This is a genomic window from Hanstruepera sp. CR43 (assembly GCF_055227665.1).
The window spans coordinates 1,996,722-2,012,939 of the sequence record NZ_CP200078.1; the positions used below are offsets into that span (position 1 = coordinate 1,996,722).

15 protein-coding genes are annotated in these 16,218 nt (G+C 35.2%); 12 read left to right on the forward strand and 3 right to left on the reverse strand.

Translation table 11 applies throughout. The annotated features are described in order from the left end of the window. Window positions 1-69 precede the first annotated feature (69 nt). The 3 genes from amaB to ACKXGU_RS09170 all read left to right on the forward strand — a co-directional run bounded on the left by amaB (window position 70) and on the right by ACKXGU_RS09170 (window position 3,185). Window positions 70-1,623: an L-piperidine-6-carboxylate dehydrogenase gene (gene amaB, locus ACKXGU_RS09160; protein WP_463465027.1), complete on the forward strand. Its 1,554-nt coding sequence runs from the start codon at window positions 70-72 to the stop codon at window positions 1,621-1,623. A 143-nt stretch (window positions 1,624-1,766) separates the two neighbouring features. After that, window positions 1,767-2,693, forward strand: coding sequence for an OmpA family protein (locus ACKXGU_RS09165; RefSeq protein ID WP_463465028.1), 927 nt, complete (start codon window positions 1,767-1,769; stop codon window positions 2,691-2,693). A 15-nt stretch (window positions 2,694-2,708) separates the two neighbouring features. Continuing rightward, complete coding sequence (locus ACKXGU_RS09170; RefSeq protein WP_463465029.1) at window positions 2,709-3,185, forward strand: hypothetical protein; 477 nt, start codon at window positions 2,709-2,711, stop codon at window positions 3,183-3,185. Between the two features lie 255 nt (window positions 3,186-3,440). Here the strand turns inward: ACKXGU_RS09170 and ACKXGU_RS09175 are convergent, their stop codons facing one another. Genes ACKXGU_RS09175 through ACKXGU_RS09185 form a run of 3 tightly spaced genes read right to left on the reverse strand, consistent with a single transcriptional unit; the run spans window position 3,441 to window position 6,240 of the window. Further along, a complete protein-coding gene (locus ACKXGU_RS09175) occupies window positions 3,441-4,574 on the reverse strand; it encodes a DUF5929 domain-containing protein (protein ID WP_463465030.1) in 1,134 nt (377 codons plus the stop codon). 35 nt (window positions 4,575-4,609) lie between these two features. Continuing rightward, a complete protein-coding gene (locus ACKXGU_RS09180) occupies window positions 4,610-5,365 on the reverse strand; it encodes an SDR family NAD(P)-dependent oxidoreductase (protein WP_463465031.1) in 756 nt (251 codons plus the stop codon). Window positions 5,366-5,376: 11 nt separating this feature from the next. After that, a complete protein-coding gene (locus tag ACKXGU_RS09185) occupies window positions 5,377-6,240 on the reverse strand; it encodes an aldo/keto reductase (protein WP_463465032.1) in 864 nt (287 codons plus the stop codon). Window positions 6,241-6,484: 244 nt separating this feature from the next. On the opposite strand from ACKXGU_RS09185, the gene ACKXGU_RS09190 reads away from it, so the two are divergent. The 9 genes from ACKXGU_RS09190 (at window position 6,485) to ACKXGU_RS09230 (ending at window position 16,215) form a co-directional block, all read left to right on the forward strand. Beyond that, window positions 6,485-7,291: a DUF4382 domain-containing protein gene (locus ACKXGU_RS09190; RefSeq protein ID WP_463465033.1), complete on the forward strand. Its 807-nt coding sequence runs from the start codon at window positions 6,485-6,487 to the stop codon at window positions 7,289-7,291. 152 nt (window positions 7,292-7,443) lie between these two features. Further along, window positions 7,444-8,445 (forward strand): AAA family ATPase, encoded by a 1,002-nt coding sequence (locus tag ACKXGU_RS09195; protein ID WP_463467425.1) that lies wholly within the window; start codon window positions 7,444-7,446, stop codon window positions 8,443-8,445. 41 nt (window positions 8,446-8,486) lie between these two features. Continuing rightward, window positions 8,487-8,909: a hypothetical protein gene (locus ACKXGU_RS09200; RefSeq protein ID WP_463465034.1), complete on the forward strand. Its 423-nt coding sequence runs from the start codon at window positions 8,487-8,489 to the stop codon at window positions 8,907-8,909. Between the two features lie 3 nt (window positions 8,910-8,912). Beyond that, window positions 8,913-9,782, forward strand: a complete 870-nt coding sequence (locus tag ACKXGU_RS09205; protein WP_463465035.1) for a DUF58 domain-containing protein — start codon at window positions 8,913-8,915, stop codon at window positions 9,780-9,782. 6 nt (window positions 9,783-9,788) lie between these two features. Beyond that, window positions 9,789-11,447: a BatD family protein gene (locus ACKXGU_RS09210; protein WP_463465036.1), complete on the forward strand. Its 1,659-nt coding sequence runs from the start codon at window positions 9,789-9,791 to the stop codon at window positions 11,445-11,447. Next, window positions 11,444-12,448 (forward strand): vWA domain-containing protein, encoded by a 1,005-nt coding sequence (locus tag ACKXGU_RS09215; RefSeq protein WP_463465037.1) that lies wholly within the window; start codon window positions 11,444-11,446, stop codon window positions 12,446-12,448. The genes ACKXGU_RS09210 and ACKXGU_RS09215 overlap by 4 nt, the downstream gene beginning before the upstream one ends. A gap of 3 nt (window positions 12,449-12,451) precedes the next feature. Continuing rightward, a complete protein-coding gene (locus ACKXGU_RS09220) occupies window positions 12,452-13,489 on the forward strand; it encodes a VWA domain-containing protein (protein WP_463465038.1) in 1,038 nt (345 codons plus the stop codon). 64 nt (window positions 13,490-13,553) lie between these two features. Beyond that, a complete protein-coding gene (locus tag ACKXGU_RS09225) occupies window positions 13,554-14,399 on the forward strand; it encodes a tetratricopeptide repeat protein (RefSeq protein ID WP_463465039.1) in 846 nt (281 codons plus the stop codon). A gap of 46 nt (window positions 14,400-14,445) precedes the next feature. Further along, on the forward strand, window positions 14,446-16,215 hold the full coding sequence (locus ACKXGU_RS09230) for a BatD family protein (RefSeq protein WP_463465040.1): 1,770 nt from the start codon (window positions 14,446-14,448) through the stop codon (window positions 16,213-16,215). Window positions 16,216-16,218 lie beyond the last annotated feature (3 nt).

Genomic DNA, 16,218 nt, shown 5'->3' on the forward strand with positions numbered 1-16,218 from the left:
AGAGACAAAAACAACAAATTATTAGTATCTTCGCATAAAAATTTAATAATTCGTAAAAAACAAACGCATATGGAAGCAGTTGCTACCGATTTTGGAATACAAAAGGCACTTGAACAGTTGGGTGTAAATGAAATTAATGAAGGAACATCGACAGGTTCAAATAATTTTTCTAATGGCGATATAATAGAGAGTTTTTCTCCTGTGGATGGAAACCTCATAGCTAAAGTTAAATCAACTACTAAAGAGGATTATGAAAAAGCCATGCAGGCAGCAACTTCGGCATTTAAAACTTGGAGGCTTATGCCTGCGCCACAACGTGGGGAAATTGTACGCCAGTTTGGAGATAAATTACGTGAGAAAAAAGAGGCTTTAGGTAAACTTGTGTCTTATGAAATGGGTAAGAGTTACCAAGAAGGGTTAGGTGAAGTACAGGAAATGATTGACATCTGTGATTTTGCTGTTGGACTATCTCGTCAACTACATGGTTTGACCATGCATTCAGAAAGACCAGGTCACAGAATGTATGAGCAATATCATCCACTTGGAGTCGTTGGAATCATTTCGGCATTTAACTTTCCAGTAGCTGTTTGGTCTTGGAATACGGCTTTAGCTTGGATTTGTGGGGATGTTTGTATTTGGAAACCAAGTGAAAAAGCACCACTTTGCGGTGTCGCTTGTCAAAATATTGCTGCTGAAGTTTTTAAGAACAATAATTTACCAGAGGGCATTTCATGCTTGATTAATGGGGATTATAAAGTGGGTGAATTTATGACAAAAGACACTCGAGTACCTTTAGTATCAGCAACTGGGTCAACCAGAATGGGTAAAATTGTAGCGCAGGAAGTTGCTGGGCGTTTAGGTAAAAGCTTATTGGAGTTAGGTGGAAATAACGCTATAATCGTGACACCAGACGCGGATATTAAAATGACCGTTATTGGAGCTGTTTTTGGAGCTGTGGGAACTTGTGGCCAACGCTGTACTTCAACTAGACGTTTAATCATTCATGATTCTATATACGATAAAGTTAAAGACGCTATTGTTGATGCTTATGGACAGTTACGCATAGGTAATCCATTGGATGAAAACAATCATGTGGGGCCATTAATTGATACCGATGCCGTGGGCATGTACCAAAACGCTCTGACACAAGTTGTTGATGAAGGGGGCAATATTGTGGTTGAAGGCGGTGTGCTTTCAGGAGAGGGTTACGAAAGTGGATGCTATGTTAAACCTGCTATAGCCGAAGCAGAACCTCACTTCAAGATTGTACAGCATGAAACATTTGCACCAGTTTTATACTTATTGAAATATTCAGGTGACGTTGAAAATGCCATTGATATTCAGAATAACGTGGCTCAAGGTTTATCATCAGCAATAATGACGAACAATTTACGTGAGGCGGAACGTTTTTTAAGTCATGCCGGAAGTGATTGTGGCATTGCAAATGTCAATATTGGGACATCAGGAGCTGAAATTGGAGGCGCCTTTGGTGGTGAAAAAGAAACTGGTGGTGGCCGTGAGTCTGGATCAGATGCTTGGAAAATTTACATGCGTCGTCAAACAAATACCATTAATTATACAACTGAATTACCTCTGGCTCAAGGTATTAAATTTGACTTGTAAAATTTTTTAAGATGATTATAAAAAGCCGTATTAATTTTAATACGGCTTTTTTATTAAGATCGTTATTCAATTTTTCCATTTCTTTTAGTTTGGCATGTTTTTTTTTAATATCTTAATTGTCACTAACTTAAAACAACCATCTAATGAGCAACAAAACACAATATCTCCTAGGTATTTTGTTCACTATCATTTTAGGCTCAATTCTCTATTATTATTTCTGTTGTAAGGACTGTATGGCAAATGCCAATTTAGACGAAACAGAAAAAACCATTGCAGAACCAGTTGACAACTCAACTAAAATGGCCTTTATAGTAAAGGATGAACAAGGAAGCCTTGATGTCGAACGAAATGATAATTTTAATTTTAAGGAATCGTATTTTACTATTTTAGAACCACTTTCCAATTCGGTCAATAGTGCGGTGGTTGAAGTTAAGAATTATATGCTGCAGGATTCGTTAAAAATCCTTCATATCACAGGGTATTATAAGTCAAGCGAAACGAATAATTCTGCATTCCCAAATTTAGGTTTAGCAAGAGCAAATGCTGTTAAAAACTATTTTGTATCTACTGGAATTTCATCAAAAAACATTGATACTTATGGTGAGCTCAATGACGATATGGTTCCTGATAATGATTATATATATTACGGGCCTGTTGGATTTTCAATGTCTACCCATGATGGTGTTGATACAACAAGGATGGAAGCCATTCAAGCATTAGGAGTAAGTATAAAGGAAAATCCATTAGTTCTGTACTTTGAAACCGGAGCATCAACCTTAAACTTAACAGCAGAGCAACGAGAAAAAGTAGCTAATATTTCAAGGTACATTGATAAAATTCACGAAGCACAGATACATGTTATAGGTCATACCGATAATACGGGTGATGCATTTAGTAATATGAAACTCGGTCAAAAACGAGCCGACTTTGTAAAACGCTATTTAATGGGCAATGCTATTTCTGAAAGTCAAATAGAAACCCTTTCTAAAGGCCAAGAAGAGCCTATCGCAACTAACGCCACTGATGAAGGGCGACAAAAAAACAGACGCGTTGTCGTAACAATTAACTAACAAAAAAAAGAAATTATGAATTGGTGTATTTTTATTCCATTAGCAGTTGGTGCCATATGCGCGCTACTAGGGTATTTATTAGGTAAACTTCTCAAAAAGGAAGCAAATAGTCAAGTAGATGTCGATGTTTGGAAAAATAAAGTAGCTAGGCTTGAGGCCGATTTGAAAGCTTGTCAGGCTTCTAAAGAAAAAATTCCATTTAATGCTGCCGAAGCTGCAGCTATTTTTGGTAAAAAAGTAAAAGAAAATGATTTAACGATTATTGAAGGTATTGGACCCAAAATAGCCGAATTATTTCACGATAAAAACATTGTGACCTGGAAAGCGTTATCTGAATGTAGTGTTGAAAAATGTCAAAGCGTATTGGATTTTGGAGGCGAACGTTTTAAAATCCATAATCCAGGTACTTGGCCAGAACAGGCTAAAATGGCTTATGAGGGTCATTGGAAAAAACTATTTGATTGGCAGGAAGAGCTCGATGGTGGAAGATAATTGACCTAAACAGTAATTTAAAAACCCATTACCCAAATGTAATGGGTTTGTTGTTTTTAAATAATACGTTCTTTTAGGAATGGATAAATAAAAAAGCCTTGAATGAAGTAGAATCTACCGTCATGGTCAAGGCTGATTTGGATATTGATTAATAGCAATACAAAGGTAAATAAAATACTGCCGAAGAATTTGAATATTACATAATTGGTATGAAAAACCACATAGTTGGTACTGTTTTTTGTGTGCCTTACATCATTAGCTATATTTAACTTTTCTCAAAATTCTAATAGTTTGTTTGTATAGCTGATAAACATCGGAATTATATGCTTTTAATAGAGGCTTAATTTCTGTTAATTTCTCAATGGCCATATCAAAACCATTTAAATAACAAATAAGGTAAGTAGCAGGAAGATTATTCAAATCGTTTATTTCCCGTTTTGTTAGTGAGAGCCCTTTATGTAATTTTTCCAGAATGGCGTTATTTGCATTAAAAATATGATGCAAAATTTTTCTGTCAAATTGTGGCGGCTCGAATATCAATGTGGTATCAATACTGTAATTGACATTTTCAAAAAAACTGATAACCGTTTCTTCTAAAGGATAGTATTTGAAAGAGTCCTGCAGGCCAAGTTTAACATACTCAACAATTTTAAAAGTATTGTCGTCGTAATAAATAGACACCTCATCAAGAGCCGAGTAAAATAGCCTTACTTGCTCATTAATAAGTTCAATATCCACACGGGAATAAAAGGTTTCGTTTTTTACTTGTTTTTTCTGACCAGCCCAACACATGACAAAAAACTCTTTAAACACTTTGTAGTTTGGCTCATAGTCTTTTCGGGTTTGCATAAAATCGAAAACACCGTCAAGAGTATGCTCAATGTTATTTTGTGCATGAGTTTCAATGGCAGCAACAATTTTGGAATTAACATCCTTGATTTCTATGTCAAAGACTTTAGGCATGCTAATACTACCATCCCTAAAAAACACGGATCCGCCATAGTATTTCCAAATATTTTTACGAAGCGAAGTAATCTTATCGTTTGGTCTAATAGTTACCAAACCAACAACCTTGTTATCCGGTAAATGTGGGAAAGAAATATTTTCATATTGGACTATGGGCGGATTGGTTAAATAGGCATTGATGAGGTTTTGAATTTTACTATCATCAAAAAAATCAACACCTATAATTTTATTGTCCTCATCTTCTACACCTATAACAATGTAGGAATTGTTTTTTGGGTTGCTATTGGAAAGGGCACAAATATGTTTTAAAAATTTGGCTTTACCTTCCTTAAAACCAATATCAATTTTACGCTTTTTATCATAAAAACTATTCTCATCATTGTGAGCCAATAAGTTTTTAATAAGTAAGCGTTTATTAATCATAGCAAATTCTTACTAATTAGAGGTGTTTTTGAAAATCACATTTCTTTTTTAACAATAGTACTATTTGCTTGTGCGGTGCAAAACATTAAAACATCGGCAATATTTACGTGTGCTGGTCTAGAAACGGCGAAGTAAATAACATCTGCTACGTCTTCAGCCTGCAATGCTTTGTAGCCTTTGTAGACCTCATCTGCTTTGGCATCACCCTTAAAACGAACTTGAGAAAACTCGGTTTCAACCAATCCTGGATTGATAGCAGACACTTTGATACCATGAGGATTCAAATCTATACGCATACCCTCGGTTATAGCTAAAACAGCATGTTTGCTAGCACAATATACATTCCCTTTTGGATAGACTTCTTTTCCAGCCGATGAACCAATATTGATAATATGCCCAGTTTGTCTTTCAATCATTTGAGGCATTATGGCTTTACTCACGTATAACAAACCTTTTACATTAATGTCCATCATAGCATCCCAATCGGCTATATCACCATCTTGAATGGGATCCAGACCATGAGCATTACCTGCATTGTTGATCAAAATATCGATATTCTTAAAAGTTTCGGGAATTGAATTAATGGCATTTATGGTAGCCTCTCTATCTTTAACATCAAAATTTAGAGTGTAAACGGCTACTTTTTCTTGTAAGGTTTTTGCAATATCATCCAATCGGTCTTGGCGTCTTCCACATAGTACCAGATTTATACCTTGTTTGGCGAACTTATATGCAGTGGCGCGTCCTATGCCACTAGTGGCGCCTGTTATTAATGCTGTTTTTTTTGTCATTTTTTTCAATTTTAGGGCACTTTATGGCCTTGTGAAGCTACCAATAGTTTAAACCAATCTTCTAATTCCAAATCAATATTTCCCGCTTTACCGGCATTAGCAATACGCTCTTTATTGGTCGTACCAATGACTGGAGAAATATTTGATGGATGTCTTAAAATCCAATTAAGCAAGAGTTGATCTTTAGTTGCCCCATATTTTTCACATAATCTATTTAGTTCTTGTTGTATCCTATCAACTTGTTCATCATTTTTTTTAAAAACAGAGCCCAAAGGAGACCAAGCCATAGGCTTAATATTATTAACCATCATATAATCCAAAGTACCATCATGCATTCCTTGATGCGATGTCAGGGAGAATTCAATTTGATTAACATCTATTTTATGATGTTTAGAAACGAGTTCCATTTGACTTGATGTAAAATTTGAAACACCAAAATCACGAATCTTCCCCGATGATTTTAATATAGAAACAGCTTCTGCTATTTCTTCAGGATCCATTAGTGGGCTAGGCCTATGCAGTAATAATAAGTCGAGGTAGTCCGTTTTTAAGTTTTGTAAGGAAGTGTCAACTGACCAGATTATATAATCTTTGCTGTAATCGTAATGCTTAACAGTGTTTTTTCTGTTATCACTCAAGTATTGAATACCACATTTAGAAATTAATTGAATGTCTTCCCTACGAATTCCAGAGTCTTTAAAAGCCCGGCCAAAGTCAGCTTCAGTGGTGTAAGCACCATAAATATCAGCATGGTCAAATGTGGTAATTTGCTGTTCTATACAATGATGCATTAATTCCACCATGGTACTTTTGGAAAGTTGATTTCCCCAACTTCCCCAAGTCATGGTTCCTGCAATGATTTTAGAGTAAGGCATAATAGGTTAAAATTCTCCATAAATGTACTTATAACAACTTGAAAAATAGAATGCATTCTTAAATAATTAGTATTTAACAAAAAATTAGTATTCTATACCAGCGTGATTTAAATATCGGTTTTTCAGGTTGTTATATTGTTTAAGCTATATGTTTTAGGTTAGAAAGTATGTGATAAAAATATGAGCAACATCTAAATAAGACCTTGAAGCCGTAAATAATATTGAACCAAAATATTTAATATATATGATTACGTTAAAACAATTTAAGTTAGCAATACTTTCAATTTTTGCAATAACATTATTTAATTGTAGTAGTGATGATGATACATCTTCTAATCAAGGAACATCAACTATTTCTGTAAAAATGATGGATAGACCGGGTGATTACGAACACGTTTTTGTTGAAGTTGTTGATGTAATGGTCAAAGTTAATGATGCTAGTGAAGATGATAACTGGACAAGTTTGGAAGCGATAAACACCGGAGTATATGATTTGTTGGAATTGACAGGAGGTATCAATGTTTTGTTAGTAGATGATTTTGTTGTGCCATCAGGAACATTAAACCAAATTCGTTTGGTATTGGGTGATGACAATTCGGTTGTTATTGATGGTGAAACCTATCCTCTAAATACACCAAGCGCACAACAATCAGGATTAAAAATTCAAGTCAATGAAACATTGGCACCAAATATAGCTTACACATTCTTATTGGATTTTGATGTTGATGAATCTATTGTAGAGGCCGGCAATTCGGGTAATATTAATTTACGACCCGTTATAAGAGCTAGTGTTGAAGCCAATACTGGAGCAATAAGCGGAAGCATAACACCTATTGAAGTTCAAACAGAAATTACAGCAACAAATGGTATGGATACTGTTTCAGCCTATGCCGATGTTGACGGGAATTTTGTCTTGGTGGGCTTGCCTCAAGGGGCTTACACAGTAACAATAACTCCAGATCCTTTATCAGGATTACCAATTCAGGTTTTAGATAATGTTGAAGTTGCCGTTGGTGCAACCACAGAATTAGGAATTATTCCATTAGAGTAAAAATCAGTTTTTTTAGACTAAAGAGCAGTACTATTCAGTGCTGCTCTTGTTTTTTTAACCAATTGTTAACAGCATGGAAGCAAAAATTTTAACAATTTAGCCGTGCTAAAATAAACCCTTATCAGAATAGCATTATAAAACTTAAAGACATGATGGAAGAAACGAGTACAATTGATATTAAGGCAATTAATGAGAAAATAGAGAAAGAAAGTGCTTTTGTTGATTTACTAACGTTGGAAATGAACAAGGTCATTGTTGGTCAAAAGCACATGGTGGAACGCCTGCTTATTGGCCTATTGGGGCAGGGGCATATTTTATTGGAAGGTGTTCCTGGATTAGCTAAAACGTTAGCTATCAACACACTTTCACAAGCAGTTGATGGTTCATTCAGCAGAATTCAGTTCACACCAGATTTACTGCCTGCCGATGTTGTGGGAACCTTAATTTATAATATTAAGCAGAACGATTTCACAATTAAAAAAGGACCCATATTTGCCAATTTTGTGCTGGCCGATGAGATTAACAGGGCTCCTGCCAAGGTGCAATCTGCTTTACTGGAAGCCATGCAGGAAAAACAGGTGACCATTGGTGATGAGACTTTTATTTTGGACAAACCATTTTTGGTTATGGCTACCCAAAACCCGGTTGAGCAAGAAGGAACTTATCCCTTACCTGAAGCACAAGTTGACCGATTTATGTTAAAAACGGTTATTGACTATCCTAAACAAGACGAAGAGCAGTTAATTATTCGAGCTAACTTAAAAGGGGCTTTTGAAAAAGTAAACCCAGTTGTTTCTATTACCCAAATCTTGAATGCTCAAAAAGCAGTACGAGAGGTCTACATGGACGAAAAGATTGAAAAATATATTCTAGACATCATTTTTGCCACACGATACCCTGAAAAATATAAGCTTTCAGACTTAAAACCATTAATATCATTTGGGGCGTCGCCTCGTGGTAGTATAAACTTGGCAAATGCTGCTAAATGTTATGCATTTATTAAGCGTAGAGGCTATGTGATTCCCGAAGATGTCCGCGCCGTAGTACACGATGTGTTAAGGCACAGAATTGGAATTACCTACGAAGCTGAAGCTGAAAATGTCACTTCTGAAGATATCATCAATAAGATTGTAAACGAGATTGAAGTACCATAGAAAGAAGTAAAATTTAATCTTTCCAGAATCATCATTGTTTTATGAAAATTGAAAAAGAGGTTGTCTTCAAGCCAAACCATAAACCAACTATTTTAATTCTATTGTTTTGTTTTTTTGGAATTATTATTCTAAAACAATTCGCAAAATTAGATGACGTGTTTATTTATGGATTGGGCTCAATGCTTGTTATTTTAATCTTGATTTATTTTTACAAGCAAACACAATATGATTTTGAAATAAAAATTAATCAACATTTACTTTCTTATAAGAATGACAAGAAAGTATTTGATTTAAAAAGAATTGAAAGCTTTTATACAATAGTCCAAATAAACAGAACTCCTGCCAAATTAGTGATAAGTTATAATGGAAGAGAGGAGGTATTACTTTTAGAGAATTTCAACAAGTCTAAACTAGAAAGCGTATCAAAAGTGTTGAATGAAAGAATTAAAGAGGTTAGAGTTTAGAAAATGAGTACGACGAAAGAACTTTTAAAAAAAGTACGGAAAATAGAGATTAAGACACGTCGCTTGTCTGATCATATTTTTGGAGGAGAGTATCACTCCACCTTCAAAGGTCGTGGTATGACTTTTTCTGAAGTGCGACAGTATCAATATGGTGATGATGTTCGAAATATAGATTGGAATGTTACAGCCAGAACCAATGAGCCACACATAAAAGTTTTTGAGGAAGAGCGGGAACTCACCATGATGCTTATGGTTGATGTTTCGGGTTCTGAATTTTTTGGGACAGCTTCTCAATTCAAAAATGAGGTAGTTACCGAAATTGCAGCTACGTTAGCTTTTTCAGCAACACAAAACAATGACAAGATTGGATTGATTTTGTTTTCAGATGAGATAGAACTTTATATTCCTCCCAAAAAGGGACGCTCTCATGTGTTACGAATTATTCGGGAACTCATAGAGTTTGAGCCTAAAAGCAAGCAAACTAATGTTGCCGAAGCCTTAAAATTTCTATCAAACGTTATGAAAAAGAAGGCTATTGTTTTTATGCTTTCCGATTTTATTGCAGATGATTATCAGCACACCTTGAAAATAGCATCTGGAAGACATGATGTTACCGGAATACGAGTTTATGATAAGCACGAAGAATCTATTCCAAATTTAGGCATGGTTCAAATGCAAGATGAAGAAACAGGTGATTATATGTTGGTCAATACGGCTTCAAAAAAAGTTCGTATGAACTATGGCAGATACTACAGTGAGAAAGTGGACTATTTTAAAGATAGTTTTTCAAAATCAGGTGCCGGAACTATTGATTGCCGAGTAGATGAAAGCTATGTAAAAAAATTATTGGGTTATTTCAAAAGACGCGGATAAGAGTAGATGATGAATTACGAATTGAAAAATACAAATTTTAAAAGGAAACAATTAAAAAGTTTTGTTTGGACTCTTTGTTGTGTTCTGTTTTCTGTTGTTTCTTACGCTCAAGTCAAGTCATCTATTGATACAACCAAGATCAAAATCGGCGAACAAATAACCTATAAAATTGAAGTAGATACAGATTCTACTAATCTTGTCGTGTTTCCCGAAGGACAGACTTTCATGCCTCTAGAAGTTATCGATTCTTACGACATTGATACAACCAAACATGACGCTAAAATCAATTTAATCAAAAAATACGGATTGACGCAGTTCGATTCAGGAGCCTACACTATTCCAAGACAGAAAATAGTCATTGGAGACAAAACGTTTTTTACAGACTCGTTAAGAGTTACAGTTAATAATATTATTGTTGATACTACCAAACAAGGATTATACGGCATCAAACCAATTATTCAGGTTGAAAAAGGTAAAAGCAATTGGTTTCGAAATCTATTAATTGTTTTAATTGCCATTGGGATAATAGCCTTTTTGATTTATTGGTTTGTTTGGCGTAAAAAACCATTAACCGAAGAAGAAAAAATTGCCTTATTGCCACCTTACGATAGAGCCAAGCTGGCCTTAAAGCAGTTAGATGAAAGCAATTATCTTGAACAAGATGAATTCAAAGCCTATTATTCTGAATTAACATTGGCCATCAGAAAATATTTGGACGAAAAAGTTTATGACCATGCGTTAGAAAGCACAACAGATGAATTAATTTCCAGACTAAAGCTTTTGAAAGATGGTAATCAAATAGATTTAAGTCAAGAAACCATCAAAAACTTGGAGAGTATTTTTAAACGTGCAGATTTGGTCAAGTTTGCAAAATCGGCTCCAGATAAGGAATTGGCCAAGTTAGACAGAAATACTATTGATGTAGAGATTGATCATGTAAAAGAGGTATTGCCGGAGCCTAGCGAAGAAGAAAAATTACTGAACCAACAGTATAAAGAAGCTCAAGAACGAAAGAAAAAGCGACAAAAGATAGTTATTACCGTTGCTACAATAATTGGACTTTTGTTGGCGACTTTTGTTGGGTTCGGTATCAAGTATGGCTTTAAATATGTTACTGACAAACTATTAAGTAACGACAGTTTGGAATTGTTGGAAGGCGAATGGGTCAATAGTGCTTATGGAGTTCCTCCAATTACCATTTCAACACCTCAAGTTTTAAAACGAATTGAAGCTGATAGTCTCAATATTGTTGCTGGACCAGTTAATTTTACAGAGTTTAAATACGGTGATGTTTTAGATGATTTAAGCATCAGCTTAACAACAGCGATCATTAAAGATCACAAAACTGATGAACCTATTGATTTGGTACAGGTTTCTGAAAAGGCCATTGAAGAGTTAGAAAAAAGTGGTATTGAAAACATTTTTGTTAAAACTGATAAGTTCGTAACACCAAACAATGCCGAAGGTTTAAAAACCTATGGTTCTGCTAGTTTCCCTTACCCAAATTCAGATAAGTTTGTTGATGGGGAATATGTCCTATTACATTTTACAGCCGAGAACATCATTCAGCAAATCGCTATTACCTATCATAGTGGTGATGAATATGCTGAAGAAATTGTAGCAAGAATTTTAAATTCAGTTGAACTTAAACCAGCAGCAGAATGATATTTGAAGGAATTGAGTTTTTGAATAAAGAGTTCTTTTGGTTGCTGTTAATACTACCAATAGCAATCCTTTGGTATATTTTTAAGTTTCAAAAGCAAACGGCTGAATTAAAAATATCAAGCATCAAAGGGTTTAAGGCAACACCATCTATTTTACCAAAGTTCAGACATGTTTTGTTTCTTATGCGTTTGTTAGCTTTGGCAGCCCTAATAACAGCTTTGGCAAGACCAAGAACGGTTGATGTAAGCACCAAAACCAAAACTACCAGAGGTATCGATATTGTGATGGCCATTGACGTTTCTGCAAGTATGTTGGCAAGGGATTTAAAACCCAACAGGCTGGAAGCCTTAAAAGAGGTTGCTTCAGAATTTATAAAAGGAAGACCTAATGACAGAATAGGTCTGGTGGAATACGCAGGAGAAAGCTATACCAAAACACCCATTACAAGTGACAAAGCTATTGTCCTTCGTTCATTGGATGATATAAAATACAACACCGTTATTGAAGGTGGAACAGCCATTGGTATGGGATTAGCCACATCGGTAAATCGCTTGAAAGACAGCAAGGCTAAAAGTAAGGTCATTATTTTATTGACTGATGGTGTCAATAATACAGGATTCATAGACCCTAAAATTGCAAGTGAATTGGCCGTTGAGTATGGGATTAAAACTTATACTATTGGTCTGGGAACGAATGGTATGGCATTGTCGCCTATAGGTATAAACAATGGTCAATTTCAATATGGAAGGGTTCAAGTCGAGATAGACGAAGAATTACTGAAAGAAATCGCAAGCGTTACTGGTGGTAAGTATTTTAGAGCGACAGATAATAAAAAGCTTGCAGAAATTTATGATGAAATCAATAAATTGGAAAAAACCGAGATAGAGGAATTCAAGTTTTATAATTACGAGGAAAAATTCAGACCACTTGTCATTTTAGCTGGTCTGTTGTTGGCTCTTGAACTATTATTACGAGTGACTATTTTTAGAAGTTTTATATAAAGGATGTATCAATTAGAAGAAAAAATATGGTTTTGGATTTTAGCAGCGATACCTGTTATTTGGCTGTTTTATACCATACTCCATATTTGGAAAAAACGCGTGCAAAACAAATTTGCCGACAAATCCCTTTTAAAAAGGTTAAGTCCAAACCAATCTATTTTCAAAACCGTATTGAAGCTTGTTGTTGTAAGTTTAGCTATTGGAGCCATGTCAATGGCATTGGTAAACCCTAAAATAGGCACCAAATTGGAAACCGTTAAACGGGAAGGGGTTGATATTGTTTTTGCAGTTGATGTTTCCAAAAGTATGTTAGCTGAAGATATTGCGCCCAACCGTTTGGAAAAATCTAAACAACTGGTTACCCAAATCATTAATAATCTGGCAAGTGACCGTGTAGGAATCATTGCCTATGCTGGCAAGGCATTTCCGCAGTTACCTATAACAACAGATTATGCTTCAGCCAAGATGTTTTTACAAAGCATGAATACCGATATGTTATCTTCACAAGGAACAGCCATAAACGAAGCTATTGAATTGGCAAAAACGTATTATGATGATGAAGAACAGACCAATCGTGTATTGATCATCATTTCAGATGGTGAAGACCACAGTGAAGTATCTGCCAGTATTGCAGAAGAAGCTAGTGAAGAAGGTATTAGAATATTTACCATTGGTGTTGGAGATGAAAAAGGAGGTCCCATACCTATCAAAAGAAATGGTGTAGTATTAAACTATAAGAAAGATCAGAATGGCGAAACCGTCATTACCAAATTGAATGAAAAAACCTTGATGGACATCGCCGAAGAAGCCAATGGCGTTTACATAAATGGTCGAAATACAAATGAAGTCGTGGAATCCATCAGGGATATTTTGAACAGTATGGACAAAAAGGAGTTTGAGGCCAAGCAATTTGCAGATTTTAAGGACCAATTTCAATGGTTTTTAGGATTGGCAATATTCTTGTTGTTTATTGATATTTTCCTATTGGAACGAAAAACAGCATGGTTAAAGAAGTTGAACTTATTTAATGAAAATCTGTGATAATGGAATTTTATAAATTTTTTAACTCACTAAAAACCAGTTGTTTTATAATTTAGTCTATTGTATGAGGCATATTATATTTTACATATTATTGATTTCAACATTCAGTGGGTTTTCCCAAGAAGAGAACAAGAAAGCAGTTAAAACACTTGAGCAAGCCAAAGATTTGGTTTATGAAGGCAATGAACTGGCACTCAATGAAGACTATATAAATGCAGAAATGGAATATAGAAAAGCCATTTCAAAGGAGCCTAGTTTAACGGTTGGAAATTATAATTTGGCGAATGCTTATTACGAAAAAGGAAGCTTTGATGAAGCACTTTACCGATTACAACAAGCTGCTAAAACGGCCGTTTCAAAAGAGGAAAAGCATAAAGCCTATCATAATATTGGGAATGTATTGATGCAAAATAAGAAGTGTAAAGAAGCAACTGAAGCATTCAAAAATGCCCTTCGAAATAATCCAGCCGATGAAGAAACGCGCTATAATTATGCGTTAGCAAAGCAATGTGCAGAAGAGCAACAAGAACAGCAAGATCAACAAGACGAAAATAAAGATCAGAACGACCAAAACGACGAGAACAAAGATCAAGACGACAAACAGGAGGATCAAAAGGAAAACGAGGACGAAAATAAGGAAGATCAAAAAGATCAAGGAGATCAGGATCAAAAGGAAGGTGACGATCAGAAAGATGAAAAAGGTGATCCAAAAGATGAACAGGAAAAAGATGGCAATCAAGAAAACCAGGACAAAGAACAACAAAAGCCTCAACCAAAACCAGGACAATTGTCTCCACAACAAATAAAAAATTTATTGGAGGCCATGAATAACCAAGAAGAAAAAGTTCAAGAAAAGATAAATGCAGAAAAAACAAAAGGAGTTAAAGTCAGATCGGAAAAAGATTGGTAATACCTTGAATTTTCAAATCATCAGAAACTCATTTTGAATTAGAATTATGAAACCACTAAAACATTTTCTCGTACTCATGTTGTTGCTTGTAACATCTGTTACTAGCGCTCAAGTTACTTTTGAAGCAAAAGTCAGCAAAAAGAAATTGGGTATCAACGAACGACTTCGTGTTGATTTTGAAATGAACAAGGATGGTGATAACTTCAATCCTCCTGACTTTGCAAATTTCATGGTAGTTGGAGGTCCCAACCAATCAGTCAGTAATTCCTGGATAAATGGAAAGCGTTCCTACTCAAAAACATATAGTTATTTTTTGGCACCAAAACGCCAAGGAACTTTTACGATCAGACAAGCTACTATAGAAATAGAGGGGGAGGTATATAAAACCACGCCTATTCAAATAACAGTTACTGCAGCAGTTGACAAACCAAAAGATGGTAATGATGCTGATTACATTGCTTCAGAAAATATACATTTGGTAGCCGAAGTTTCTAAAACTAATCCCTATTTAAACGAAGCGATTACAGTTGTTTATAAACTTTACGTATCACCCAACACAGGAGTCAGTCATTGGCGCGAAATAGACAATCCCAAGTACAGCGATTTCTGGAGCCAGAATATTGACATTAAAGGGCTAAAGGTTCAAAATGGCACTTATAAAGGAGAGGATTACCGGTATGTGGTTTTAAGAAAAACAGTCCTCTATCCACAAAAAACAGGTAAATTGGAAATAGAGCCATTGAGCCTAGACATCACAGTTGAGGTTCCAACCAATAGACGCGATATTTTTGGAGCCAGATTAATGAGTCAGGTTCATAAAACGGTATCAGCAGGAAATAGAACGATTAACGTGAAGCCTTTACCAGAAAAAGGAAAACCAGCCGATTTTACAGGTGCGGTTGGCGATTTTGATTTTAAGGTGACCACGTCAAAATATGAGTTAAATGCATCGGAATCGCTACAGGCAAAAGTTGAGGTATCTGGTAAAGGAAATTTAAAATTATTTGAGTTGCCAAAATTAAATCTACCAAGTTCGTTAGAAGTTTATGAACCTGAACACTCTGAAAATGTTCGAACAAATTTGGACGGTATGCAGGGTAGCATTTCAGATAGCTATACCGTAGTCCCACAATACAAAGGTAAATATCCTATTCCCAGTATTTCGTTTTCGTATTTCGATTTAAAAACAGAATCATACAAGACCGTCAATTCCAATGAAATAGTCGTTGATGTTTTAGAAGGTCCAACTAGTAATGTAGGCGAAGATATTACTTCAGCTAATGGTAACAAACAACGGGTAGTATTGAGCAATAATCAGTTTGCTTTTGTAAAGACTAATACAGACTTTGTTTCCACAAAACCAAAGCACTTTTTTAAATCTATGGCATTCTGGTCGGCCATGGTTTTGCCATTTTTAGCAATTCCATTGGTTATAGTTTTCAAAAAACAACAGGAAAAAAGACAAGCAGATGTCTTTGGCAACAGAATTAGAAAAGCAGATAAGTTGGCCAAAAAGTACCTTGGTGAGGCCAAAAGAGAATTGGGTAATAAAGAATCTTTTTACATAGCTTTAGAAAAAGCGTTGCACAATTATCTTAAAGCCAAGTTACATATAGAAACCAGTGATTTCACAAAGGAGAGAATTTCAGATTTGTTGATTTCAAAAGGAGTTGATTCCGAAACGGTATCTCATTTTAATGCTCTTTTGGAAAGCTGCGAATTAGCAAGGTACACACCAATTAATCATGTTGAAATGCAAAAGGATTATGATTTGGCAGCAAAAACGATTACAATTATAGATAAGGAAGTTAAATAAAGA